Origin of the sequence: Arthrobacter sp. CJ23 (genome assembly GCF_024741795.1) — a bacterium.
GTDB lineage: Bacteria > Actinomycetota > Actinomycetes > Actinomycetales > Micrococcaceae > Arthrobacter.
In genome coordinates this window covers 1617500-1640376 of the sequence record NZ_CP102950.1, presented here as the reverse complement: position 1 = coordinate 1640376, position 22877 = coordinate 1617500, and the positions used below count along the sequence as shown (strand labels likewise).

Here is a 22877-nt window from a genome sequence, read left to right as displayed (position 1 = left end):
CGGCGTTGAACTAGTTTGTCTTGCGTGCCGCGGGCTTCGGCGCGGCCTTGGGGGCCGCAGGCCGGGCTGCAGGCTTCGGGGCTGCCGGCTTGGCGACGGGCTTCGGAGCTGCCGGAACGGCGGGCTTCGGAACCACGGGCTTCGGGGCTGCCTCGGCCGGTGCCGCTTCAACAACCGGAGCTTCGACAGCTGCGGGTGCTTCCTCGACCACCGGGGCTTCTACGGCCACGGGTGCTTCTTCAACAACCGGGGCCTCTTCGGCCACGGGAGCTTCTTCAACAACCGGAGCTTCCTCGACTACCGGAGCCTCTTCGACAACCGGGGCTTCTTCGGCCACGGGAGCTTCCGCTGCGGGAACCTCCACGGCCTCTGCTGCGGTTTCCTCAGCGGGCTCTTCAACTGCTGCGAGCAGTCCTGCAGGCAGCAGATCTGCCAGGGACTGGGTCATCGGCGTGTCTTCGCCGGTGAGGTCCACGCGGCCGGCTGCCTTGGCTTCGTTCTGGGCCTTGGCCTCGGCACGCTGGGCGGCGCGGCGGGCTTCGGCCTTGGCTTCAGCCTTGTTCTTCAGCGGACCGATGACCATGACCATGTTGCGGCCATCGATGCGCGGGCTGGATTCGACGATGCCAACCTCGGCGACGTCTTCGGCGAACTTCTGGAGCAGGCGGATGCCCATCTCCGGACGCTGCTGCTCACGGCCACGGAACTGGATCATGGCCTTGACCTTGTCACCGGCACCGAGGAAGCGCAGGGCGTGGCCGCGCTTGGTCTCGTAGTCGTGCTTGTCGATCTTCAGGCGGAAGCGGATTTCCTTCAGAACCGTGTTGGTCTGGTTCTTGCGGGCTTCGCGGGCCTTGACGGCGGCTTCGTACTTGTACTTGCCGAAGTCCATCAGCTTGCAAACAGGAGGCTTGGCCTGCGGGGCAACTTCAACGAGATCGAGATCGGACTCGGCAGCAAGGCGCAGTGCATCCTCAATGCGGACGATTCCTACCTGTTCGCCGGCAGGGCCGACCAACCGCACCTCGGGGACGCGGATACGCTCATTGATTCTTGGCTCGCTAATGTTAAAGCTCCTGTGGTTGTGGTGAGTGTCACCGGCAAAATAGAGAAGGCCCCCAATTGCTGGCGCAATCGAAGGCCTCGAAGATCGGAGCAGGCTGCCCATGGGGCAGTGCGCACTGCTTATGGGCTGGGCCCGTGAGCAATGTCCGACCAGGTACCCGGCAACTTCCATCCCCTGAGGGAATACGGCTGACGCGGGTGGGAGAGAACTCCGCTTGCAAACTGAAAACCAATTCTACAGAAATACCCCGCCAAGCGCACATCAAGCGCGGCGGGATTCAACACAGCAAAATAACGACTTCCAGTCGGTCTGTGACAAGCTTAGCAGCATGAGCACTTCAGACAGCAATTCACACAATTCCTACAGCGAGGCACCCGCCGCCGACGCCGGTGTGGCCCAGCAGATCCGTGACATCTCGGAAGTTGCGGCCGTGGAGGTCATCACCACGGGCGCCGTCCACCTCATGAGCGCCGCAGCCGTCAAGGTCGGCCTGGCCGACGACGCCAACGCTGAAGAACTCAAGGACCTCGACGAAGCCCGCAAGCTCATCACGGCCCTCGCCGGCCTCGTGACCGCAGCCGCGCCGGAGATCGGTTCCCAGCACGCCGGGCCCTTGCGCGACGGCCTGCGCTCCCTCCAGCTCGCCTTCCGCGAAGCCTCCCTCATCCCCGATGAGCCCGGCAAGGGTCCCGGTGAGAAGTTCACCGGCCCGGTTAACTGAGGCTCGAGCAGCCAAGGCTCGGCAAAGCAAGCAGACGACGACGGCGGGCTGACCTTTGAAGGTCGGCCCGCCGTCGTCGTCTGTTTAAGTGTGCTGCTGCTCCTCAGTTCGCGCTGTTCAGACGCGCGCCGCACGCCGGCGCTTCATGAGCGCCAGGCCTGCTACGCACAACACGACGCCGGCCGTCCCCACGGCCACAAAGCCGCCCGAGGGGCCGATCCCGTCGATGAACACGCCGGCCAGCGGCGCCCCGAGCGCCACGCCGGCTGTGAGGGCGGAGCCGTACCAGCCCATGGCCTCGCCCCGGCGGTCCTCGTCCACGAGGTCTGCGACCTTCTCGGACGCAGCGGAGAGCACGGGCGCACACAGCAGGCCGGGCAGCAAGGAGAGCAGGGCCAGCGTCCAGGTGTCCCGGGCGAAGCCCATCGGGATGGTCAGGGCCGCCATCCCGAGCAGGAGCAGCATCGGCGAGACAGGCCGGTGCATGGCCCCGTAGATGAGTCCGCCGACCACAGACGCGGCGCACCAGAAGAAGAAAACGATGCCGATTTCGGTCTCGTGGCCCCCGCGTTCCAGGAGTGCCACAATGCCGACGTCGGTTCCGCTGAGCACCATGCCGGCGCCGCCCGCCACGGCGAACAGGGCCGCCACGGAGGCCGTGAACCAGGTGAAGTTACGCGCCAGCCTGCCCCGGAGGGCCCCGCCGCGGGTTCCACGGGCCGACGCCATTTCGGAGGCTGCTTCCTGGACGTGGGCCGGGGCGGAGGCCACCACTGCGGCTTCAGCGGCGGCAAGATCGTCCGCGGCACGGTCCGCGGCTTCTTCCGGAGTGCAGACATCCTCGCTGCGCGTGGGCGGGTTGAACCAGATGAGGAACAGCCCGGCCACGGAGACGGAGACGCCCACTGCGGTGAGGCCCGCGACGGTGAAGCCGGCCGTTGCCACAATGGCGCCCACGGCCGGCCCGATCATGAAGACCAGTTCGGTGGCTATCGAATCAAGGGCGAAGGCCGAGCGGCGTTGTTCGCCGTCCACCATTACCCCCAGGGACTGCCGGACCACGCTGAAGATCGGCAGCGTGAAGAGCCCGCCCACGAACACGAGCGGAAGGATCCATTCGTAGCTCACGTGCGGAACGATGGACCAGATGACGGTTTCGGAGATCACCGAGGGGATCAGGGCCTTCCGCAGCCCGGCGGTGTCCACGCGGCGCCCGCGCCAGGGCGCGCCCACGGCAATGCCGATGGTCATGACTGCGGCCGCGGCGCCGGCGGCAGCGTAGCCCAGGCCGAGCGTCAGGACGATATGCAGCGTCAGCAGCACTCCGGCCGCGGAGTGCGGAATGCGGGCGATCATGCCCACGAGCAGGAGCCGCCTGACAGGCGCCACGGACAGCATCTCTTTGTAGAGAGCGAAATTCACAAGCTACATCCTTTGTTCCCCCGGGGCAGCCCCGGGGAAACCGGTGCCGCCGTTACCGCGGCGCAGGCTCCTGCGCCGCACGCTGCAGCTTGACTTCGATCGAGTCGACCCCTTCCGCAAAGGCATCAAGCCGTGCCCACGATTCATTGAGCCCCGCAACGAGGGCCTGGACGGCTGCGGCGTCGAGCCCGTCTTCGAGGAAGAGCACCACGCGCAGTTCCGGTCCCGCACCACCGCCGGCAACCGGCAGGCCGCCTGCCGTACGCGAAGCGACGCCGGCGCCGGGATGCGTCTCCAGGCGGCGGACGGCCGGAAAGGCCGCTGCGGCGGAACCGAGAGCAGACTCCAGTTGATCATCAAGGTACGACGGCGTCCAATCCTGCTGCTGCGCCAGGGCCCACATCGCGGGACGGCGGACCACGAACGCGAAGTCGGAGCCCGGGTCCAGCACCAGGAGCTGTGCGCCCTCGGACACGGCTGAGAGCGCCGCCCTGGCAGCGTAGACAGCCACGGGCCTCGCCTCGGAATGCCAGGCTTCCAGCGCGGCGGCGGACGTGAAGACCGGCATGGCGGTCCGTCCGTCCGGGGCCTTCAGCGTGACCAAGGCCATGTCGGCCTGCTTGTCGGCATGCAGGCCGTCCACGCCCTCGGCTTCCTCGGCCAGCTGGGCCACCACGGGCACGAAGACCCGCGCCGTGGCCAGGGCCTGCACCACTGCGGCTTCGCCGCCGGTTCCGGCGAGAAGCCCGGCAACCGCGGCGAGGTATCCGGCATCCGCGGAACCGTCGTCGTCCTCGAAGTTGTGGATCTTGGCGTCGTCGCCGGCAAGGCTGCGCCCGGCCCAGGGCTGGCCGGCGGAGTCGCCCGCTCCCCCGGCTCCGGCCAGGGCCGCGGCGATGTGGCCCGGCAGCTCGCGCTTGGGCGGGCCTGCCGGGGGTTGCTGTGCTTGGGGCTCCCGCATCAGCGGCGGCCGGCCACGTCCAGGGCCTCGGGCAGGGTGAAGGCGCCGGCGTACAGGGCCTTGCCGACAATCGCGCCCTCAACGCCGAGCGGAACGAGTTCACGGAGCACGCGCAGGTCCTCCAGGCTGGAGATGCCGCCCGAGGCCACCACGGGCTTGCCGGTCTTCTCGACCATCTGGCGGAGCAGTTCGACGTTGGGGCCCTGCAGTGTGCCGTCCTTGGTGACGTCGGTGACCACGTAGCGGGCACAGCCGGCGTCCTCGAGGCGGGCGAGCACCTCCCAGAGGTCGCCGCCTTCCTTGGTCCAGCCGCGGCCGGCCAGGGTGGTGCCGCGGACGTCGAGCCCGACGGCGATCTTGTCACCGAAGCGGTCGATGGCGCGGCGGGTCCACTCCGGATTTTCCAGGGCCGCGGTGCCGAGGTTCACCCGCGCGACGCCCAGGTCCAGGGCGCGTTCGAGCGATTCGTCGTCGCGCAGGCCGCCGGAGAGTTCCACCTTGACGCTGAGCTGGGACACCACCTCGCTGATGAGGTCCGCGTTGTTGCCGCGGCCGAAGGCGGCGTCGAGGTCCACCATGTGCACCCATTCGGCGCCGGCGTTCTGCCAGTTCAGGGCTGCTTCGAGCGGCGTGCCGTAGCTGGTCTCGCTGCCGGCCTCGCCTTGAAGGAGGCGGACGGCCTGGCCGTCCACGATGTCGACGGCGGGCAGGAGTTCCAGGATGGACGTTTCGGAGGTGGTCATGAGGGTCCCTGAGGTAGTTGGGGACGCGGGGCTCAGTTGCCCGGCAGCGTCAGGAGGTAGGCGGCCAGCAGGGACATGCCTGCCAGCACATAGAACGAGATGGAGACCCAGCGGGGCTTCTTCTGCTGATGGAAGGAGATTCCCCCGCCCACCAGCAGGCCGGCGAGTCCCATGAGGACCACGGACCACATCTAGGCGGCGTCCGTTCCGCTGGTTCCGGCCTGGGCTGTTCCTGCCTGGGCTTTTCCGGTCTGGGCGGCGGCAGGTTTGCGGAGCCCGTCCACCCAGTTGCGCAGGAGGCGGGCACCGGCGTCGCCGGACTTTTCGGGGTGGAACTGCGTGGCGCAGAGCGGGCCGTTTTCGACAGCCGCGATGAACGGGGCACCGTGATCGGACCAGGTCACCAGCGGCGGGGCCATGCGCGGCTGCACCACGTCGAAGTTCCATTCCTGCACGCCGTAGGAGTGCACGAAGTAGAAGCGTTCCTGCTCGACGCCGGCGAACAGCTTGGAGCCTTCCGGCACCTGGACGGTGTTCCAGCCCATGTGCGGAACCACCTTGGCGGGCAGGAGCTCCACCTTGCCGGGCCATTCGCCCATGCCCTCGGCCTCGGTGCCGTGTTCGACGCCGCCTTCGAAGAGGACCTGCAGTCCCACGCAGATGCCCAGCACGGGACGTCCACCGGCAACGCGGCGGCCGATCATGCGGATGGCGTCAACGGCCTTGAGTTCCTTCATGACGGTTTCGAAGGCCCCCACGCCGGGGACCAGCAGGCCGTCGGCATTGAGCACGTCCTCGGGCTTGGCACTGAGGATGACCTCGGCGCCGGCCCGTTCCAGCGCACGCACGGCCGAACGGACGTTGCCGGAACCGTAGTCGAGCACCGTGACCGTGGGCTTGCCCTCGGCGGACACGGGCTTGGCGGTAGCGATGGCGTCGGTGACAGCGCCGTCCTTCAGGATCTGGGCGCTCACAGGGCACCCTTGGTGGACGGGATGCCCTCGACGCGCGGGTCCGGTTCCACTGCCGCGCGCAGGGCACGGGCGAAGGCCTTGAACTGTGCTTCGACGATGTGGTGCGGATCCCGGCCGGCGAGGACGTTCATGTGCAGGCAGATGCCGGCGTGCAGGGTGATGGCTTCGAAGACGTGACGGGTCAGGGAGCCCGTGAAATGGCCGCCGATCAGGTGGTATTCCTGGCCTGCGGGCTCGCCGCCGTGCACCAGGTAGGGACGCCCGGAGACGTCGACGACGGCGTGGGCCAGTGCCTCGTCCAGCGGAACGGTGGCCTCGCCGAAGCGGCGGATGCCGGCCTTGTTCCCCAGAGCCGTGCGCAGTACCTCGCCGAAGGTGATTGCCACGTCTTCCACAGTGTGGTGGGCATCGATGTGGGTGTCGCCCGTCGCTTTGACGGTCATGTCGATGAGGGAATGCTTGCACAGCGCCGTCAGCATGTGGTCGTAGAACGGGACCGTGGTGCTGATGTCCGAGACGCCCGTGCCGTCGAGGTTGATTTCAACCAGGACGGAGGATTCACTCGTGGCACGCTCCATGCGTGCGGTGCGGGCGGCGGACGGCATGGCGCCGGATTCGCTCATTGATATGTCCTTATGTACGAAGGATTGGCTGGGTCTAGCTACCAGTTTAGGCGGGCAAGGGCGTCTGGCCGCCCAGAAGGGATTGCAGCGCCTTGAGGAAGGCTGTGGTTTCCGTCTCAGTACCGGCGGTGACCCTCAGGTGTCCGGGGATTCCAACGTCGCGGATCAGGACGCCGGCGTCGAGCAGGCCCTGCCAGACGGCGTGCGGGTTCTCGAGGCCGCCGAAGAAGACGTAGTTCGAGTCGGAGGCGGCGGGCTTGAGGCCCAGGCGGCGCAGTTCGCTGACAATGCGGTCGCGCTGGACCTTGATGTCCTCGACGTCGGCCATGAGTGCCTCGCGGTGCCGGAGGGCGGCGAGTGCCGTGGCCTGGGTGACGGCCGAGAGGTGGTAGGGCAGGCGGACCAGCCGGATGGCGTCAGTGACCTCCGGGGCCGCGGCCATGTAGCCCAGCCGCGCCCCCGCCAGCGCGAAGGCCTTGCTCATGGTGCGCGAGACGATGAGCCGCTCACGGCCCGGCAGCAGGGTGAGTGCGCTGGGCGTGTTGTCGTGCGCGAACTCGTGGTAGGCCTCATCGACGATCACGATCGCCTGGCTGGCCTCACCGGCTTCGTAGACGGCCTCGACGACGTCCAGGCCCAGCCCCGTTCCCGTGGGGTTGTTCGGCGAACAGAGGAAGACGATGTTCGCACCGGATTCGCCGACCTGCGCGGCGGCGGAAGCAGCGTCCAGGCCGTAGCCCTCCGCACGGACGCCCCGGACATATTCGGTGTCGGTGCCGCTGGCCAGCAGCGGGTACATGGAGTACGTGGGAGGGAAGCCGAGGGCTTTGCGGCCCGGGCCGCCGAAAGCCTGGAGGATCTGCTGGAGGACCTCATTGGAGCCGTTGGCAGCCCAGATGTTGTCCGCGGACAGGCCATGGCCGAGGTATTCGGCGAGTGCTTCACGGAGCTCGGTGAACTCGCGGTCCGGGTAGCGGTTCAGCCCGGTGGCGGCCGCCGCGACGGCCTCGGTGATGGCGGCCTGCACATCCGCCGGCACGCCATGGGTATTCTCGTTGACGTTGAGCAGGATGGGGACGTCAAGCTGCGGTGCGCCATAGGGGCTCAGTCCACGCAGGTTGGTCCGGAGGGGAAGTCGGTCAAGTCGCTCAAGCTGGTCACTCACCATGACAGTTTAAGGTGCAAGGACGCCCGCCCCGTAACTGTGACGGGCCGCGACCATGGCCAGCCCGGCCTAGTTTGCGGGAACGAACAGGGATTGCCCTGGCACGATCTTGCCGCCGCGGAGGTTGTTCAGCTGGATGATTTCGGCAATGACGTCGCGGGGGTCGCGCTCCGGCGCAGCCGCACCGGCAATCCCCCACAGGGACTGTCCCGGCTGGACCGTGACCGTGACCGCTACGGGCGGGTGCAGCTCGGACGCGGCATCGGAGGCCTTGGCCGGGGAATTGAAGAATCCGGCCAGGCTGAGCAGCACAGCCACGAGCAGGAACATGGGGAAGCCGAAGAACACGATGCGGCCGCGGCGGGTGAGCCGAAGCCGGCCCGGTGCCGGCGTGTAGTGGGAACCGTGGAGCGTGGTGTTTGCAGACATGAGCTGAGCCCTCCTGAGCGATCGCCTCCGCCCCGTGAATCCCGGTGGGCGGCTGCCGTTTTCTGTGTCCGTTGGCCCCTTCGCGGCCCGGTGTTCGAACGAATCATTCGAACACCGGACCCGGATCGAAGCCTTAATAGAACACATATTCGAACCTTGCTACGACATTTTTAGCACTTATCAACGAACGGTGTCGAGACTCGCTAGAACAAATGTTTGATAAACGCCCGCGCCTGCCCTACGTTTGAGTGAAGAAACAGGCACTGTTTCAGTGGATCAGCAGGGTCTGACATTCAGACCGAACAGTCCCGGAAACCGCGGAACATCGCGGCCGGGCGGAACGGAAGGGCGTTGGCGAACATGGCAGCGAAAGCCACGGACGGCAGGGCAAGCCTGCGTAGCCAGCAGCCGCAGAAGAGCCCCAAGAGCCTGACCGTCCGGCAGAAGAAAATCCTGGAAACCATCCAGCGTTCGGTCAATGACAACGGCTACCCGCCGTCCATGCGAGAAATCGGCGACACCGTGGGGCTCGCCAGCCTGTCCAGCGTCACCCACCAGCTGTCGCAGCTGGAGAAGCTCGGCTATCTCCGGCGGGACCCCAAGCGCCCCCGGGCCATGGAAGTCCTCATGCCGCTGACCCTTGATGGCGGCGCGAAAATCCCGGGCGTCGAAACCCCGGCGAAGCTCCGCAGCACGGCCGGCCTGGCCGTCACGGAACTGGCCAGCGCCAGCGACATGGCCATGGTGCCCCTCGTAGGACGCATTGCCGCCGGCGGTCCCATCCTGGCCGACCAGACTGTTGAAGACGTCCTTTCGCTCCCGCGCCAGCTGGTGGGCCACGGCGAGCTCTTCATGTTGAAGGTGGCCGGTGATTCCATGATCGATGCCGCCATCTGCGACGGCGACTGGGTAGTGGTCCGGCGCCAGAATGATGCCATCAACGGGGACATCGTCGCGGCCCTGCTGGATGACGAAGCCACGGTGAAGACGTTCCGCCAGCGTGACGGCCACACCTGGCTGCTGCCGCAGAACACGCAGTACGAGCCGATCCTGGGCGACCAAGCAACCATCATGGGCAAGGTCGTGTCCGTGCTGCGCTCCCTCTAGGCCGCCGCGCCGGGGGTACACGGTCGCAACCGGCCTTCCGCCTGCGGTCCATGCCGGGCCGAAGGCCGTTGCCCCACGGCAGGAGGCTGTGGCAGCCTCGAAGTGATCCCGTCGCCGGGCCGGCGGCGGGCGCAGCGAAGGAGCACGGCATGGGACTCATCCATATAGACCTGTTCACCACGCTCGACGGCGTGGCGCAGGCCCCTGGCGGGCCGGGGGAGGACCCTGCCGACGGCTTCGAGTTTGGCGGCTGGCAGGCACCCCTCATCGACGAGATCGTCGGAGCGCAGATCGATTCCGGGATGGAAGGGATGGACGCGCTGCTGCTGGGGCGCCGGACCTACGACATTTTCGCCTCATATTGGCCGCATGCGAACGGGGACATAGCGCGGCTGTTCAACCGCCTCCCGAAATACGTTGCCTCGCGCCAGACGCCGGCCCTCGGCTGGGCCGGCTCCACACTGCTCGGTCCCGATGTTGCCGCCGCAGTGCGCGAGCTGCGCGAACGGCACGCGAGCATCCACGTCATCGGCAGTCTCGACTTCGTGCAGACCCTGTTTGCCGAGCGGATCTTCGACCGGCTCACGCTCTGGGTGTATCCGATCCTCCTCGGCAATGGAAAGAAGGTCTTTGCCGGCGGGGTGGTTCCGACGAACCTCAGACTCATCGAGCCGGTGGTCGCCTCACCGATGGGGGCGGTGATGCAGCGCTACGCGCTCGTCGATGGCACGCCTGCCGTCGGCGACATGTCGGCCGTCGACCAGGAGGGCTAGACGATATGTGTGAGGGGGCTGCGGCCCGGGGTGGGTTCTGGTCCTTCTGATCGTCCATTGTCGCCGGGACGGCTCCGGACCGCGGGCTGTGGGGTGTGCCCGGGTCCCGGGGCCGCGCTGTCCGGGGCCTGGTCCCCGGCGTGAATGGCCTTTATCGGAAGGACCGGGAAACTGGTGGGCTGGAACCTTCTCTTCAAGTTCCCGTGGGTTGTCCCCAGACTTAATCCGTTGGGGCAGAGCCACATTTGAAGGTTGGAGGTTCCAGCTATGTTCGAGCGTACTCACGTGGGCCTGGATGTCCACGCCCTGTCGGTTGTTGCCTGCGCGATCGACGGGCAGACCGGTGAGGTTCTCCGGGCCCGGCTGACCCCGGACCATGGGGAGATCCTGGCCTGGGTCCAGGGGCTGCCTGGCCCGTCCCGGGTCGTTTACGAAGCCGGCCCGACCGGTTTCGTCCTGGCCCGGGTGTTGCGGGCGGCCGGTGTTGATTGTGTGGTCGCGGCCCAGTCCAAGCTCCAACGCCCGCCCGGGGACCGGGTAAAAACGGACCGCAACGATGCCCTGCATCTGGCCCGGCTCTTGAAGCTGGACCAGATCACCGAGGTCACCGTCCCGGGCCCCGGGCAGGAAGCGGCCAGGGACCTGGTCCGGGCCCGGGAAGATACCCGCGGGGACCTGATGCGGGCCCGGCACCGGGTCTCGAAACTGCTGCTGCGCCAGGGCATCCACTACAGCGGCGGGGACACCTGGACCCAGACCCACATGGGCTGGCTCTACCGGCAACGCTTCGACTCCGCGCCCCTGCAGCTGGCCTACGATCTTGCCCTTGAGGCTGTCACGCAGGCTCTGGCCCGGCGGGACCGCCTGGATGCGGCCATCACGAAAATCGCCTATGACAGCGAATACACCCCGGTGGTGCGGGCGCTGGAATGCCTGCGCGGGGTCTCGACGCTGACCGCGTTCGGCCTGGCCGTCGAGATCGGGGACTGGAACCGGTTCACCGGATCCACGATCGGCGCCTACCTGGGCCTGGTGCCGTCGGAGAACTCCTCCGGCCAGCGCCGCGCCCAGGGCGGCATCACCAAGACCGGCAACACCCACGCCCGCCGGCTGCTCATCGAGGCCGCCTGGCACCATCGCCGGCCCTACACCCACCCCTCAACGCTTATGCGTTCGCGGTGGGAAGCCGCCACCCCCGCGGCACGGGCCCGCGGGCAGGCCGGCAACCGGCGCCTCCATGAGCGCTGGCTCGTCTACCTCGAACACCGGAAACGGCCCGTGGTCGCGAACGTCGCGATCGCCCGGGAACTGGCCGGCTGGTGCTGGTCTCTGGCCAGCGAAGCTCAAACCGCCGCCACACAGCAGCGGCCCTGAAAACCCCCGGGGCCTCTGCGTCGGTGTCTCGCAGCGCGTGGAGTGAACTCGCGTCACTCCTATGGGCAGCCCCCAACGGGGCCACGCCCGACCCTAGAGAAGCGATACCCTCCAGCCGAACACCTTCGCCCTGCGGTAACCAACCCGCGCATATTAGTCTGACCACGCCGTCGCCAACGACACGCTGAACACCAAACAGACGCCCCGGCCCACCATCAAAGAAGCGGCCCCAGCTCCACACTGAACTGGTCCCCGAATGTTGGACTGGCTAAATGGGATTCTAGGCTGCAAGGGTCTGGGCACGGTATTGCACCGGGCTCAGGCCCTTGAGCTTTGTGGAGATCCGTTCGGTGTTGTACCAGCGGATGTACTCGTGCAAAGCCGTTGCCAGTGCTTCGGTGTTGAGGAACCGGACGTAGTGGAAGAGTTCTTCCTTGAGGTGTCCGAAGTAGTTCTCCATGACGGCGTTGTCGTAGCAGTTGCCCTTGCGGGACATCGATTGGGCCGCGCCGGCACCTTGCAGGAGGTTCCGCCAGGAGGCGTGCTGGTACTGGAAGCCCTGGTCCGAATGCACGAGCGGCTGCTGGCCGGACTCGAGCGTCGCCAGGGCCTCGCGCAGTGAGGTGTTGGTCAGCTCCAGGTTCGGGGACGAACCGATGGTGTAGGAGATGATCTGCCGGTCGAAGAGGTCCATGACCGGTGAGAGATAGAGCTTCCGGTCCCCGACGCGGAACTCCGTCACGTCGGTAACCCACTTCTGGTTCGGGGCATCAGCGTCGAACTCCCGGTTCAGCAGGTTCGGGGCAATGGCGCCCTGTTCGCCTCGGTAGGAGTTGTAGCGCTTCTTCCGCCGGACCTTGCAGAGCAGTTGCAGTAAGCGCATCAGCTTCAGCACGGTCTTCTTCGCGACCGTCCAGCCTTGCTTGACCAGCTCGGTGTGGATGCGGCGGTGCCCGTACCGGCCGTGGTTCTTCTCGAAGATCTCCGTGACTGCAGCCTTGAGTGCTTCCTTCGGATCGGGTGCCTGGAGACGGGCCTGGTGATAGAAGAACGTCGACCGGGCAAGCCCTGAGACATCCAGCAGAACGGGCAGGGGGAAGTCAGCCTTGAGGGCGATGAGGGCCTGGACCTTCACCGTTGTTTTTGCGCCCTCAAGGCCCGCAATTTTCCCAGGTACGCCACCTCGGAGCGCAACCGCTCGTTCTCCCGCCGCAACCTCTCCAACTCGGGCAGCTCCGCAGGCGGCGGGGAATCTGGCTTCCGGGGCCTGCCTTTGGGCTTGGGCCGCAACCCGTCCTCGCCCTCCAGCCGATACGCCCTGATCCAGGCTTCCAGTAGGCGAGGCGAGGACAAACCGGCCTCCACCGCCAGATCCGGGGCAGTCTCGCCAGCGATGAACCGTTCGACCAACGCGAGCTTAGATTCGAAAGAGTACTTCTGCTTCGTCGGCTTGGTCACCAGCGCTCCTCGACCATGGATCCTCCACCGCCGATAGAGACGCTTGACCGGCGCCCGAGACACAGCCAGCGCCCTGGCCGTCGCCTTATCCGCGATGCCCTTCTCAAACCACGCTACCGCGGCCTCGCGCTGATCCTCTGATAACGAACTGCTCGCATACATAAAACTGCTCCCCGGGAGTCGGAACTGAATTTCTCAGTCCAACTTCCGGGGAGCAGTTCACACACCCGGGACCGCTTCGTCCTGCCTCTTGACAGAAACGACTACATATTAGGAGTCTGCTGCGTGCAGCCGTTCCAGCACGCCCCGCACCACTGTCCGGTCCGTGGTGGCCCAGAACGGCGGCAGGGCGGCGCGCAGGAACCCGCCGTAGCGCTCTGTGGAGAGCCGGGAATCCAACACGGCCACCACGCCCTTGTCGCCGGTGGAACGGATCAGGCGCCCGGCCCCCTGGGCCAGGCGGATGGCCGCATGCGTTGCCGAGACGGCCATGAAGCCGTTGCCGCCGGACTGTGCCACGGCCCGTGAGCGGGCCGTCATCAGCGGATCGTCGGGGCGCGGGAACGGAATGCGGTCGATGACCACCAGCCGGCAGGAGCCGCCCGGCACGTCCACGCCCTGCCACAGGGACATCGTGCCGAACAGGCAGGTATCCGGTTCCTCAGCGAATTGGCGCACCAGCGCCGCCATGGTCGATTCACCCTGGCAGAGAATGTCGACGTCGAGCCTGGCCCGCATGGCCTCGGCAGCTTCCTCAGCCGCCCTCCGTGAGGAGAAGAGGCACAGGGCGCCGCCGCCGGAAGCCCGGATGAGGTCCTCGAGCTCGTCCAGCGCCTCGGGGGACGTGCCGCGGCCCGGTTTGGGCAGGTGCCTGGCCACATAGAGCACGCCCTGCCTGGGATAGTCGAACGGGGAACCGACGTCGATCCCGGTCCAACCGGGGGCGCCGTCGCCAATCAGGCCCAGCCCGGCGGCAGCCGGTTCGAATGCGGAACCGATCGCCAAGGTGGCCGAGGTCAGCACCACCGTGTGCCCGGCGAAAAGGCCTTCCCGCAGGCGGCCGGCCACGCTCAGCGGGGCAACGTTGATCAGCACGGGCGAGGTCTCGTCGGGCTGCGCGTAGCCCTGCTGGGGGTCGAAGGTGCTGTTGCGCGAGAACCAGACCACCTCGCGGTTTTCGTTGGCTGCCAGCAGTCGCTCGCACAACTCGAGGATGAGCATGAGCCGCGAGCGGGCCAGCTGCCGGCCGCCGTCAACGGCGTTGGCCGAGTCCGACTTCGAGTCGGACAGGGCGGCGCGCGAGGCGTCACGCAGCTGGTCGACGCAATCGAGCTGCTCACTGTTCAGCCCATTGGGCAGCAGGCCGCTCGGCGCGCCCGCCACCGCATGCTCCAGGCGTTCCGCGGCCGCGTACAGTGCGTCCACGGTGATGGCGGTGTGCTTGCGCGCGCTGGACGCGGCGGCGTGGACCATGGCCACGGACAGCTGCCCGGACACAGCGCCGGTGACCCGGTCCTGCAGTTCGTGGGCCTCGTCCACCACCACCACGTCGTACTCGGGCAGCACGGCCAGGCCCTCGAAGGCACTGACGGCGAGCATCGCATGGTTGGTCACCACGACGTCGGCCTCGGCGGCCCGGGCCCGGGCCAGCTCGCTGAAGCAGTCCTCGGCCATGGGGCACTTCTGCGCGCCGAGGCATTCCATGGACGTCACGGAGACCTGCCGCCAGGCACGGTCGGTGACGCCGGGCATGAGCTCGTCGCGGTCACCGGTGGCTGTCTTTTCGGCCCACTCGCGCAGCCGGACCACTTCCTTGCCCAGTTGCGATGACGGGCCGCCCACTGCGGCGGCAAAGTGCGGCACGCTGGTGTCCTCGCCGAGCGAGAACAGCTGGCCCTCGGCCGGCTCCTCGCTGGGGAAGCCGCCCTCAAGCTTCTGCAGGCACACGTAGTTGGCCCGCCCCTTCACGAGCGCCACGTTGACGGGGCGTTCCAGGACGGAATCGATCGTCTTGAGCAGCCGCGGCAGGTCGCGGCCCACAATCTGGGTCTGCAGTGCGAGGGTGGCGGTGGACACGAGGGTCGGCTTGTTGCTGTCCATGGCGTGGGCGATCAGGGGAATCAGGTACGCCAAGGACTTTCCCGTGCCTGTCCCGGCCTGGACCAGCAGATGTTCCCCGGTATCGATGGCCCGGGCGACGTGCCGGGCCATCTCGTGCTGGCCCTCACGGCTCTGGCCGCCCATTCCGTCCACGGCCTTGTCCAGGAGATCAAGCGTGAACTGCTCCCCCGGCGATGCCTTTGCGTCCGCCGCCACCTTCTCAACCATTGGTGACGAACGACTCCAGTTCGGCGGCCAGGCCCTCGCGGACCATGACCACCACGCGCGTGCCGTCCTCCTCATGTTCGAGGCTCAGGATCTCGACGTCGGAGGTATGCAGCTTGTTGATCATTTCCCCGCGGTTGTAGGGAATGAGCACTTCCAGGCGAACGCCGGGGCGCGGAATGGCCTCGCTGATCATCTGCAGGAGTTCGCGGATGCCCTGGCCGGTGCGGGTGGACACCACCGCGTGCCGCGGTTCCTTCTGCTTCAGGCGCTCGACGACGAAAGGATCCGCCACGTCCACCTTGTTGAGCACGATGATCTCCTGGACCTTGCGGGCGTCCACCTCGGTGAACACGGCCCGCACGGCGGCAATCTGGCCCTCGGGGTCCGGGTGGGAGGCGTCCACGACGTGCAGGATGAGATCGGCGTCGGCCACTTCCTCCAAGGTGGAGCGGAAGGCTTCCACAAGCTGGGTGGGCAGCGAACGCACGAAGCCGACCGTGTCCGCCAGGGTGTACCCGATGCCATCCGGGGTCTGTGCCTTGCGGACTGTGGGGTCAAGTGTGGCGAACAGGGCGTTCTCGACCAGGACACCCGCGTCCGTGAGCCTGTTGAGCAGGGAGGACTTCCCGGCGTTGGTGTAGCCGGCGATCGCCACAGAGGGCACGGCATTGCGACGGCGGTTGGCCCGTTTGGTCTCGCGTGCCGGCTTCATGGCGGCGATCTCGCGCCGCAGCTTGGCCATCCGGGTGCGGATGCGGCGGCGGTCCAGTTCGATCTTCGTCTCACCAGGGCCACGCGAGCCCATGCCGGCGCCGGCACCGCCCACCTGGCCACCGGCCTGGCGTGACATCGAGTCACCCCAGCCGCGCAGGCGCGGCAGCAGGTATTCGAGCTGGGCCAGTTCAACCTGGGCCTTGCCTTCGCGGCTCTTGGCATGCTGCGCGAAGATGTCCAGGATCAAGGTGGTCCGGTCGACCACCTTGACCTTGACGATGTCTTCCAGTCCGCGCCGCTGCGACGGGGCCAATTCAGTGTCCACCACCACGGTGTCGGCGCCGGTGGCGGACACGATGTCCTTCAGTTCCTGCGCCTTGCCGGAGCCAAGGAAAGTGCCCGGGTCCGGCTTGGTGCGGCGCTGGACGATGCCGTCCAGCACCTCCGAGCCCGCGGTTTCGGCCAGTGCGGCCAGTTCACGCAGGGAATTCTCGGCGTCCGCCAGGGTGCCTTCGGTCCAGAGCCCGGCCAGCACCACGCGCTCTAGGCGCAGCTGCCGGTATTCGACCTCGGTGACGTCCTCGAGTTCGGTGGACAGCCCGGCCGTGCGGCGCAGTGCGCGGCGCTCGGCAAGATCTTCCTGGTCGCCGTCATAGATGCTGTGCTCTTGGTCCAGGCTGGAGATCGCCTGGGCCTTGCCGAACACTCCCCTGGCCTCCTGGTCCTCCGGAGCCGCGGAAGGGGCTTCCTTGGACAAAATCCGGTCGATGACAGCCTGGATCTCTTCAGGCCCCATGTTCTGGGCGTCGGATTCGGATCCGGAGTGCTGCTGGGTGGTCATGGTCTCCTTATGGTGTTCGGCATATCCAGAATAGTGCTCTTTGGCGTCCAGCGGTGCGGTATTCGCGCTGGGCTGACGGTCTCGGGTCATCCGGGCCTCCAGGGTGTGCTTCGTGGCAGCTGCGGCGTCTGGGCCGCGGACGGTGCTGCAGGGAAAGCCGCCGGTCCGAGGCTGCGGCCTGGTGGCGGGAGGATTGATCTTCTGAGTGCCCGGTCAACTGCAGGCGCCAACGTGAGGATGGCGGACAGTCTGTACCGGTGGGACCTGCCGTGCGGAATGGCGCAGCGCTGGTGCGCTGGCGTGCGTCGCGGGCGGTGCCGGCTACTCGAAGATCAAGAACATGTCTTCAACCCTAGCAGCGCGTGTCAACCGCCTGCCGGAGGCGGGCAGTTTCCCAAGCCGCCCGCAGGCAACTAATCTGGCAAATTATGGAGTCTGCACACTATTTCAGCGCCCAGCCGGCCGGACCGTTCACCCGCAAGCCCCTCACGGTGGAACTCGCCGGCGCCCAGCGCCGGCTGCAGACCTCCTCCGGCATCTTCAGCCCGGACGGCGTGGACAAGGGCACCACGGTGCTCCTGGCCGAGGTTCCGGCGCCCTCGCCGCAAGGAAATCTGCTGGACATCGGCTGCGGCTGGGGACCGATCGCGCTGACCATGGGCCTTATGGCCCCGCACGCGAGCGTCTACGCCGTCGACGTCAACGAGCGCTGCATCACGCTGACGAACGAGAACGCTGCCGCGCTGAAGCTGGGGAATGTCACCGCGAGCCTGCCCGACGACGTCGACCCTGCCCTGATGTTCGACACCATCTGGTCCAACCCGCCCATCCGTATCGGCAAGGACGAACTGCACTCGCTGCTGTTGAAGTGGCTTCCGCGCCTGGCACCGGGCGGCAACGCCTGGCTCGTGGTCCAGAAGAACCTCGGCTCGGACTCGCTGCAACGCTGGCTTGGCGAGCAGCTGGACAGCACCTTCACGGTGTCCCGTGAAAGCACCTCCAAGTCCTTCAGGATTCTGCGGGTCAGGAAAGCGTCCCACTAGCGACGATGACGGCGGGACCGCTGAGCTCCACATGCTCGCGGCCGCTGTCGCCCGGGAAGAACTTCACATCGACGACGCCGCCCGGAACGTTTACGTGCCAAGCGTCCGGAGCGCCGTCCCCGGCCCAGTGCCGGATCGCGACGGCCGCGGCGCAGGCACCGGTGCCGCAGGACTGGGTCTCGCCCACACCGCGTTCATGGACGCGCATGGTGATGGTGCCGACGCCGTCGTGGACCAGGGGTTCGGCCGGAACGACGAATTCGACGTTGGTGCCGTTCACGGGCTTCGGGTCCACCACGGGGGCCTTGAAAAGCTGGGTTGCGGCGAGTTCCCCAAGTTCGGCGAGGGCCACCACGGTGTGCGGGTTGCCCATGCTGACAGAGAGCCCGGGACGGGCGACTTCGAGGCCTTCGGCGCTGACGAGCGCGTCCATGGCCTTGCTGGTGGCCTCCTCCGGGAAGATGAATTCCCAAGGGCCCATGTCCACGGCGTAGCCGCTGTCCGTGCGGACGATCTTCTTGAGGCCGCCGCGTGTGCCGATGGTGAGGCTATCGCCTGCGCCGAGCTGGACGAGTCCCTGGGCGATCAGGAAGTGGACGAAGACGCGCACGCCGTTGCCGCACATTTCCGAGAGTGAGCCGTCGCCGTTGCGGTAGTCCATGAACCATTCGGCGGCGGGGTCAGTGGCGAGGAGCTCCCGGCCCTCAGGCAGGAAACGGGAGGGTACGGCACGGATGAGGCCGTCGCCGCCAATGCCCAGGTGCCGGTCGCACAGCTGCGCCACCTGCGCCGGGGAGATCACGTGGGAGTCCTCGGAATCGGCGATCAGGACGAAATCATTGCCCGTTCCATGGCCCTTGGAGAACGCCAGCCCGCTGAGCGTCGAGGCGGGCGTGGCGGAACCGTCAGCCGGGGGCTGCGGGGCGGGAACTGCAAGCGTTTCATCCATGGTTCTAGGCTACCCGCCGTGCGGGATCCGCCCGAAATTGCCGACGGCCCCTGCGGATGGTTCGGTCAACTGACTAACGTCAGACGAGAGCCGTCGCTTTGGCGAGCAGTCCGGGGTCCCGCCAGTCGAGCCAGTGGATGCGCGGATCCGCCCGGAACCAGGTCAGTTGCCGCCGGGCGAATTGCCGGGTGGCCACGATGGTTTCCTCGGCGGCCGCCGCGGCATCCAAGCCGCCGTCGAGCACGCGCAGGAACTGCGAGTAGCCCAGGGCCCGCGAGGCCGTCTTGCCCTGGCGCAGGCCCGCGGCGTCGAGCCGTTCGACCTCGGCGAGGAGCCCGGCGTCGACCATCCGGTGGACACGTGTGGCGAGCCGTTCGCGCAGGAGCTCCCGGTCCACCTCAAGGCCGATCTGCACGGCGGGCTGGAAGTATTCGCGGCTTGGCATGTAGGAGCTGAACGGACGCCCGGTGATTTCGAAGACCTCCAGGGCCCTGATGATGCGGCGGGCGTCATTGACGCGTCCTGCCGAGACGGGGTCAACGTCCTGGAGGCGCCGCTGCAGCACGGCCAGGCCGGCCGCTTCGCATTCGTCCTCGAGGCGTTTCCGGACGGCGGCGTCTGTCCCGGGAAATTCGAGCACGTCCAGGGCGGCCCGGACGTACAGGCCAGAGCCGCCGACCAGGATGGCGCGCTTGCCGCGGGCGTGGATGCTGGCGATCACGGCCCGGCACCCGGCCTGGAAATCCGAAACGCTGGCTTCCTCGGTGACGTCCAGGGTGTCCAGCAGATGGTGCGGCACACCCTTGCGCTCGGCGAGGCTGATCTTGGCCGTGCCGATGTCCATGCCGCGGTAGAACTGCATGGCATCGGCGTTGATGACCTCGCCGTCGAGGGCAAGTGCCAGTTCAACGCCGAGATCGGACTTCCCCGAGCCTGTGGGCCCGACGACGGCGATCACCGGGGGCCGGGCGGCCCCGGGCCGCGCGGGTGCAGTTGCCACGGTCCTAGCCGCGGCGGACGGGCAGCGAGGGCATGCCCAGGGACACGCCGGCCTTGCCGCTGGCGGAGCCTGGTGCCGGGGCGCCGCAGGAGTCGGCCTGCGAGCGGTCCCAGGCGTCACCGGCGCGGGAGCGGCGCAGGGAGTACTCGGCCACCGTGGCGGGGTCGGCCACCAGGTGGAACGCTGCGGCCTCGGTGATGGTCACGGTGACAAAGTCGCCGGGGCGCGGGGTCTCGGCGCCTTCCGGGACGGAGAAGTGCACCAGCCTCTGGTCCTGCGCTCGCCCGGACAGGCGGTGGGTCTCCCCGGCCTTGCGGCCGGACTGGGCAGTCACGAGGACCTCGACCCGGCGGCCAAGCTGCTTGGCGTTTTCCTCGGCCGCGATGCGGTCCTGCAGGGCGGTGAGGCGTTCATAGCGTTCCTGCACCACGGACTTGGGCAGCTGCTCCGGGAGCTCGGCCGCGGGAGTCCCGGGACGCTTGGAGTACTGGAAGGTGAAGGCCGAGGCGAAACGGGACTTCGCGACGACGTCGAGGGTTCCCTGGAAGTCCTCCTCGGTCTCGCCGGGGAAGCCCACGATGATGTCGGTGGAAATGGCCGCGTTGGGGATCTTCTCGCGGACCTTGTCCAGGATGCCCAAGAACCTGGTGGAGCGGTAGGAGCGGCGCATGTCCTTGAGGACCTTGTCCGAGCCGGACTGCAGCGGCATGTGCAGCTGGGGCATGACGTTGGGGGTTTCGGCCATGGCGTCGATGACGTCGTCGGTGAAAGCGGCCGGGTGCGGGCTGGTGAAGCGGACGCGTTCCAGGCCTTCGATCTGGCCGCAGGCGCGCAGCAGCTTGGAGAAGGCCTCGCGGTCTCCGAATTCCACGCCGTAGGAGTTCACGTTCTGCCCCAGGAGGGTGACCTCGACGGCGCCGTCGTCCACGAGGGCCTGGATCTCGGCCAGGATCTCGCCGGGGCGCCGGTCTTTTTCCTTGCCGCGCAGCGAGGGCACGATGCAGAACGTGCAGGTGTTGTTGCAGCCCACGGAGATGGACACCCAGCCCGAGTAGACCGAATCGCGCTTGGTGGGCAGCGTTGACGGGAAGACGTCCAGGGATTCCAGGATCTCCAGCTGGGCCTCGTTGTTGTGGCGGGCCCGGTCAAGCAAAGCCGGCAGTGCGCCGACGTTGTGGGTGCCGAAGACGGCGTCCACCCAGGGAGCCTTGCTCACGATGGTGTCGCGGTCCTTTTGCGCCAGGCAGCCGCCGACGGCGATCTGCATGCCCGGGTTGGCGGCCTTGACCTGCTTGAGTTCACCGAGGTTCCCGTAGAGCTTGTTGTCCGCGTTCTCCCGGACAGCGCAGGTGTTGAACACCACGACATCGGCCAGGGCACCCTCCGCCGGCACGTATCCGGCGGCTTCAAGAAGGCCGGCCATGCGCTCGGAGTCATGGACGTTCATCTGGCACCCGAAGGTCCTGACCTGGTATGTCCGCTGCTGCGGCGCGTCAGAGGGCGTGGTGTCTGCTGCTGGGGAAGGAATGGTCAAACTCACTAGTCAAGGGTACCGGCTTCGGTACGGGCCTGGGCCAGGACCTCGGCCACGATCCGGAATGCCATGGACGGCTGGTAACCCTTGCGCGCGAGCATGGAGGCCAGCCGTCGCGTGTGCTTGTCACGTTCAGCACGATCGGAAAGGTCGACGCCGGCCGGCAGCTTGCGTGCCACCAGATCCCGTGCGGCCTGCTCTTCGGCCTGCTCGCTCAATTGCCCCAGGGCGTCCTCGGCGGTGTCCTGGTCGATGCCCTTGTCGGCAAGTTCGCGCCGGATGGCGCCCTTGGCCAGCTTCCGGCTCCGGGAGCGGCTGCGGACCCACATCTGGGCGAACTCGGCGTCATCGATCAGCCGGACCTCTTCGAAGCGATCCAGCACGGCCTCAGCAACGTCCTCGGGAACATTGCGCTCGGCAAGTTTCCGGGCCAGCTGAAGCCTGCTCTTGGGCGAGTTGGTCAGCTGGCGCAGCACGATCGCCCGGGCGACGGAGGCCGGATCGGGCTCCGGGTCGGCCGCCACCGCCGAGTCCACGGCGGGCGAATCATCCGCCGGCTTGCGCCAAGTTTCCCCGCGTCCGCCGCGTCGGTACGCCCCGCCTCTAGCCGTCAACGGCCTTCAGCTTCGGGGAGGTCTCGGTCTCTGCCGGCTTGACGCCGACGCCGAGCTTTTCCTTGATCAGGCGCTCCAGTTCCTGGGCGAGCTCGGGGTTGTCCCGCAGGAAACGCCGGGAGTTTTCCATGCCCTGGCCCAGCTGGTCGCCGTCGTAGGTGAACCAGGAACCCGACTTCTTGATGATGCCGTGTTCCACACCCATGTCGATGATGCCGCCCTCGCGGGAAATGCCCTGGCCGTAGATGATGTCGAACTCGGCGATCTTGAAGGGCGGTGCCATCTTGTTCTTGACGATCTTGGCCTTGGTGCGGTTACCGACCGAGTCCGCGCCCTCCTTGAGGGTCTGGATACGGCGGACGTCGATGCGCACGGAGGCGTAGAACTTCAAGGCCTTGCCACCGGTGGTGGTTTCCGGCGATCCAAAGAACACGCCGATCTTCTCGCGCAGCTGGTTGATGAAGATGGCCGTGGTCTTGGTCTGGCTCAGGCGGCCGGTGATCTTCCGGAGCGCCTGGCTCATGAGACGGGCCTGGAGGCCGACATGGGAGTCGCCCATTTCGCCTTCGATTTCAGCGCGGGGAACCAGTGCGGCCACGGAGTCAATGACGATGATGTCCAAGGAACCGGAACCGATCAGCATGTCCATGATTTCCAGGGCCTGCTCACCGGTGTCCGGCTGCGAGACCAAGAGGGCATCCGTGTCCACACCGAGCTTGGCGGCGTAGTCAGGGTCCAAGGCGTGTTCGGCGTCGATGAACGCGGCGATCCCGCCCGCCTTCTGCGCATTTGCGACAGCGTGCAGGGCCACGGTGGTCTTACCTGAGGATTCGGGACCGTAGATCTCCACGACGCGGCCGCGGGGCAGGCCACCAATTCCCAGGGCTACGTCCAGGGCGATCGAACCGGTCGGGATGACCTCGATGGGTGCGCGGACTTCGTCGCCAAGGCGCATGACGGAGCCTTTGCCGAACTGCTTGTCAATCTGGGCAAGCGCTGCTTCGAGCGCCTTTTCACGATCCGGGGCTGCCGCCATGG

23 protein-coding genes are annotated in these 22877 nt (G+C 67.2%); 5 read left to right on the top strand and 18 right to left on the bottom strand.

Features of this window, described 5'->3' with window-relative positions; translation table 11 throughout:
- Nucleotides 1–10: 10 nt before the first annotated feature.
- On the bottom strand, nt 11–1024 hold the full coding sequence (gene infC / locus NVV90_RS07295) for a translation initiation factor IF-3 (protein WP_258440516.1): 1014 nt from the start codon (nt 1022–1024) through the stop codon (nt 11–13).
- A gap of 370 nt (nt 1025–1394) precedes the next feature.
- Between infC and NVV90_RS07290 the strand changes: the two genes are divergently transcribed.
- Nucleotides 1395–1787 carry a DUF1844 domain-containing protein gene (locus NVV90_RS07290; RefSeq protein WP_258440515.1) on the top strand — a complete coding sequence of 131 codons (393 nt, stop codon included), beginning with the start codon at nt 1395–1397 and terminating at the stop codon, nt 1785–1787.
- A gap of 117 nt (nt 1788–1904) precedes the next feature.
- Here NVV90_RS07290 and NVV90_RS07285 read toward each other — a convergent pair whose 3' ends face one another.
- The 8 genes from NVV90_RS07285 to NVV90_RS07250 all read right to left on the bottom strand — a co-directional run bounded on the left by NVV90_RS07285 (nt 1905) and on the right by NVV90_RS07250 (nt 8104).
- A complete protein-coding gene (locus NVV90_RS07285) occupies nt 1905–3209 on the bottom strand; it encodes an MFS transporter (RefSeq protein WP_258440514.1) in 1305 nt (434 codons plus the stop codon).
- A gap of 52 nt (nt 3210–3261) precedes the next feature.
- Entirely contained in the window at nt 3262–4170 is a 909-nt protein-coding gene (locus NVV90_RS07280; RefSeq protein WP_258440513.1) for an SseB family protein, read from the bottom strand.
- Nucleotides 4170–4913 (bottom strand): bifunctional 1-(5-phosphoribosyl)-5-((5-phosphoribosylamino)methylideneamino)imidazole-4-carboxamide isomerase/phosphoribosylanthranilate isomerase PriA, encoded by a 744-nt coding sequence (priA, locus tag NVV90_RS07275; protein ID WP_258440512.1) that lies wholly within the window; start codon nt 4911–4913, stop codon nt 4170–4172. Before priA ends, NVV90_RS07280 begins: the two co-directional genes overlap by 1 nt.
- Nucleotides 4914–4945: 32 nt before the next feature.
- Nucleotides 4946–5095, bottom strand: coding sequence for a hypothetical protein (locus tag NVV90_RS07270; protein ID WP_258441265.1), 150 nt, complete (start codon nt 5093–5095; stop codon nt 4946–4948).
- 9 nt (nt 5096–5104) lie between these two features.
- The gene (gene hisH, locus NVV90_RS07265) at nt 5105–5887 is read right to left on the bottom strand and encodes an imidazole glycerol phosphate synthase subunit HisH (RefSeq protein ID WP_258440511.1); all 783 of its coding nucleotides are present in this window, start codon (nt 5885–5887) and stop codon (nt 5105–5107) included.
- Nucleotides 5884–6510: an imidazoleglycerol-phosphate dehydratase HisB gene (gene hisB / locus NVV90_RS07260; RefSeq protein ID WP_258440510.1), complete on the bottom strand. Its 627-nt coding sequence runs from the start codon at nt 6508–6510 to the stop codon at nt 5884–5886. The genes hisH and hisB overlap by 4 nt, the downstream gene beginning before the upstream one ends.
- Nucleotides 6511–6556: 46 nt before the next feature.
- Nucleotides 6557–7675 carry a histidinol-phosphate transaminase gene (locus NVV90_RS07255; RefSeq protein WP_258441100.1) on the bottom strand — a complete coding sequence of 373 codons (1119 nt, stop codon included), beginning with the start codon at nt 7673–7675 and terminating at the stop codon, nt 6557–6559.
- A gap of 69 nt (nt 7676–7744) precedes the next feature.
- Nucleotides 7745–8104: a LysM peptidoglycan-binding domain-containing protein gene (locus NVV90_RS07250; protein WP_258440509.1), complete on the bottom strand. Its 360-nt coding sequence runs from the start codon at nt 8102–8104 to the stop codon at nt 7745–7747.
- A gap of 360 nt (nt 8105–8464) precedes the next feature.
- On the opposite strand from NVV90_RS07250, the gene lexA reads away from it, so the two are divergent.
- From lexA to NVV90_RS07235, 3 genes are all read left to right on the top strand, one after another.
- Nucleotides 8465–9211, top strand: coding sequence for a transcriptional repressor LexA (lexA, locus tag NVV90_RS07245; RefSeq protein ID WP_258440508.1), 747 nt, complete (start codon nt 8465–8467; stop codon nt 9209–9211).
- A gap of 149 nt (nt 9212–9360) precedes the next feature.
- Nucleotides 9361–9984, top strand: coding sequence for a dihydrofolate reductase family protein (locus NVV90_RS07240; RefSeq protein WP_258440507.1), 624 nt, complete (start codon nt 9361–9363; stop codon nt 9982–9984).
- A gap of 267 nt (nt 9985–10251) precedes the next feature.
- Nucleotides 10252–11358, top strand: a complete 1107-nt coding sequence (locus tag NVV90_RS07235) for an IS110 family transposase (protein WP_258440506.1) — start codon at nt 10252–10254, stop codon at nt 11356–11358.
- Between the two features lie 280 nt (nt 11359–11638).
- On the opposite strand, the gene NVV90_RS07230 is transcribed toward NVV90_RS07235, so the two are convergent.
- The 4 genes from NVV90_RS07230 to hflX form a co-directional block, all read right to left on the bottom strand.
- Nucleotides 11639–12493 carry an IS3 family transposase gene (locus tag NVV90_RS07230; RefSeq protein WP_258440505.1) on the bottom strand — a complete coding sequence of 285 codons (855 nt, stop codon included), beginning with the start codon at nt 12491–12493 and terminating at the stop codon, nt 11639–11641.
- Nucleotides 12490–12816: a helix-turn-helix domain-containing protein gene (locus NVV90_RS07225; RefSeq protein WP_258437810.1), complete on the bottom strand. Its 327-nt coding sequence runs from the start codon at nt 12814–12816 to the stop codon at nt 12490–12492. Before NVV90_RS07225 ends, NVV90_RS07230 begins: the two co-directional genes overlap by 4 nt.
- A gap of 270 nt (nt 12817–13086) precedes the next feature.
- On the bottom strand, nt 13087–15144 hold the full coding sequence (locus tag NVV90_RS07220; RefSeq protein ID WP_258440504.1) for an ATP-dependent DNA helicase: 2058 nt from the start codon (nt 15142–15144) through the stop codon (nt 13087–13089).
- Nucleotides 15137–16699 carry a GTPase HflX gene (hflX, locus tag NVV90_RS07215; RefSeq protein ID WP_258440503.1) on the bottom strand — a complete coding sequence of 521 codons (1563 nt, stop codon included), beginning with the start codon at nt 16697–16699 and terminating at the stop codon, nt 15137–15139. Before hflX ends, NVV90_RS07220 begins: the two co-directional genes overlap by 8 nt.
- Before the next feature lie 428 nt (nt 16700–17127).
- Here hflX and NVV90_RS07210 point away from each other — a divergent pair, with 428 nt between their 5' ends.
- On the top strand, nt 17128–17742 hold the full coding sequence (locus tag NVV90_RS07210) for a class I SAM-dependent methyltransferase (RefSeq protein WP_258440502.1): 615 nt from the start codon (nt 17128–17130) through the stop codon (nt 17740–17742).
- Here NVV90_RS07210 and dapF read toward each other — a convergent pair.
- The 5 genes from dapF to recA form a co-directional block, all read right to left on the bottom strand.
- Nucleotides 17723–18691 carry a diaminopimelate epimerase gene (gene dapF, locus NVV90_RS07205; protein ID WP_258440501.1) on the bottom strand — a complete coding sequence of 323 codons (969 nt, stop codon included), beginning with the start codon at nt 18689–18691 and terminating at the stop codon, nt 17723–17725. The genes NVV90_RS07210 and dapF overlap by 20 nt on opposite strands.
- Before the next feature lie 79 nt (nt 18692–18770).
- Nucleotides 18771–19691, bottom strand: coding sequence for a tRNA (adenosine(37)-N6)-dimethylallyltransferase MiaA (miaA, locus tag NVV90_RS07200; protein WP_258440500.1), 921 nt, complete (start codon nt 19689–19691; stop codon nt 18771–18773).
- A gap of 4 nt (nt 19692–19695) precedes the next feature.
- A complete protein-coding gene (miaB, locus tag NVV90_RS07195; RefSeq protein ID WP_258440499.1) occupies nt 19696–21231 on the bottom strand; it encodes a tRNA (N6-isopentenyl adenosine(37)-C2)-methylthiotransferase MiaB in 1536 nt (511 codons plus the stop codon).
- Nucleotides 21231–21761 (bottom strand): regulatory protein RecX, encoded by a 531-nt coding sequence (locus NVV90_RS07190; protein WP_258440498.1) that lies wholly within the window; start codon nt 21759–21761, stop codon nt 21231–21233. Before NVV90_RS07190 ends, miaB begins: the two co-directional genes overlap by 1 nt.
- Before the next feature lie 67 nt (nt 21762–21828).
- The gene (gene recA / locus NVV90_RS07185) at nt 21829–22875 is read right to left on the bottom strand and encodes a recombinase RecA (protein WP_258440497.1); all 1047 of its coding nucleotides are present in this window, start codon (nt 22873–22875) and stop codon (nt 21829–21831) included.
- Between the last annotated feature and the right edge of the window lie 2 nt (nt 22876–22877).

Bases quoted from the DNA above. Each gene is read 5' to 3' on its own strand.
- NVV90_RS07290 (WP_258440515.1), top strand. From the start codon at position 1,395: ATGAGCACTTCAGACAGCAATTCACACAATTCCTACAGCGAGGCACCC.
- NVV90_RS07280 (WP_258440513.1), bottom strand. From the start codon at position 4,170: ATGCGGGAGCCCCAAGCACAGCAACCCCCGGCAGGCCCGCCCAAGCGC.
- priA (WP_258440512.1), bottom strand. From the start codon at position 4,913: ATGACCACCTCCGAAACGTCCATCCTGGAACTCCTGCCCGCCGTCGAC.
- hisB (WP_258440510.1), bottom strand. From the start codon at position 6,510: ATGAGCGAATCCGGCGCCATGCCGTCCGCCGCCCGCACCGCACGCATG.
- NVV90_RS07250 (WP_258440509.1), bottom strand. From the start codon at position 8,104: ATGTCTGCAAACACCACGCTCCACGGTTCCCACTACACGCCGGCACCG.
- lexA (WP_258440508.1), top strand. From the start codon at position 8,465: ATGGCAGCGAAAGCCACGGACGGCAGGGCAAGCCTGCGTAGCCAGCAG.
- NVV90_RS07240 (WP_258440507.1), top strand. From the start codon at position 9,361: ATGGGACTCATCCATATAGACCTGTTCACCACGCTCGACGGCGTGGCG.
- NVV90_RS07235 (WP_258440506.1), top strand. From the start codon at position 10,252: ATGTTCGAGCGTACTCACGTGGGCCTGGATGTCCACGCCCTGTCGGTT.
- NVV90_RS07220 (WP_258440504.1), bottom strand. From the start codon at position 15,144: ATGGTTGAGAAGGTGGCGGCGGACGCAAAGGCATCGCCGGGGGAGCAG.
- hflX (WP_258440503.1), bottom strand. From the start codon at position 16,699: ATGACCACCCAGCAGCACTCCGGATCCGAATCCGACGCCCAGAACATG.
- NVV90_RS07210 (WP_258440502.1), top strand. From the start codon at position 17,128: ATGGAGTCTGCACACTATTTCAGCGCCCAGCCGGCCGGACCGTTCACC.
- dapF (WP_258440501.1), bottom strand. From the start codon at position 18,691: ATGGATGAAACGCTTGCAGTTCCCGCCCCGCAGCCCCCGGCTGACGGT.
- recA (WP_258440497.1), bottom strand. From the start codon at position 22,875: ATGGCGGCAGCCCCGGATCGTGAAAAGGCGCTCGAAGCAGCGCTTGCC.